Raw genomic sequence first — 1,069 nt, 5'->3', positions numbered from 1 at the left:
GTTCCACGGTACTAATGAAAGTAAAATCGCTAGTGAACCGATATAGAAAATCAAGATACGGAAAACAACTTGGTTAATTGCTTTTGGACTGGTTTTTTTCGGATCTTTTGCTTCCGCCGCGGCCATACCAATCAGTTCAATACCACCAAAGGCGAACATCAAGAAAGCCAACATATAGAAGAGGCCACTAAAGCCATTTGGAAAAAATCCACCATGAGACCAAAGGTTACTAAACGAAATGCTTGAACCTACATCTGCTGTAAATAGCAAATAAAGGCCAAAAACAATCATAGAGATAACCGCAGCAACTTTAATAATAGCGAGCCAGAATTCGGACTCACCATAAAATTTGACGTTTGTTAGGTTAATTGCCGTAATCACGACAAAGAAAAATAAGACAGAAGTCCATGCTGGAATATGAGGCCACCAGTAATTAATATATTTGGCTACCGCGGTGAGTTCACTCATCGCAACCAGAACATAGAGCATCCAATAATTCCATCCAGCTAAAAATCCGGGAAATTTTCCCCAGTATTTATACGCAAAATGGCTGAACGATCCTGCAACAGGTTCTTCAACAATCATTTCTCCCAGGTGGCGCATAATTAAAAAAGCAATTAAGCCACCAATGGCATATCCTAAAATAATGGATGGTCCCGCAGATTGAATCACTTGCGCCGAGCCTAAAAATAATCCGGTACCAATTGCTCCACCCATAGCAATTAATTGGATATGTCGATTTTTTAGTCCTCGTTGAAGTGTAGAAGATTCGTTGGTCAAAGGTCTTCACTCACAATGAATAAGTAAATTATTCTAATAGATGGATTTATTTTAGCCTAGACTACAATTGAACAAGGGATGACTGTAAAGTAACTATAAAAAATATTTAAAATCATAAGCTTGCTTTTAATCGTGTTAAATTGGTTGAAAAATCTTCCAAAAATATATTTTTTGATAGACTTTTTTCTTATGATTTTACTTTATTCGGTCATTGCAGGCATGAATTGAAATTTCCAAAATAAACCCGCGTCAATACGATTGATGTATAAAAGTAGAGTGCTATCTCTTG

At 36.8% G+C, this 1,069-nt stretch carries 1 protein-coding gene; it reads right to left on the bottom strand.

The features are described 5' to 3' along the window. Positions 1–780, bottom strand: a 780-nt coding sequence (locus tag VXQ92_RS20765; RefSeq protein ID WP_416683045.1) for an amino acid permease, incomplete at its 3' end; no start/stop codon positions are given. Between the last annotated feature and the right edge of the window lie 289 nt (positions 781–1,069).

Source organism: Acinetobacter sp. 228, assembly GCF_048147885.1.
Note: the sequence above shows the minus strand (reverse complement) of the source record. Positions and strands in the feature narration are given on the sequence as shown.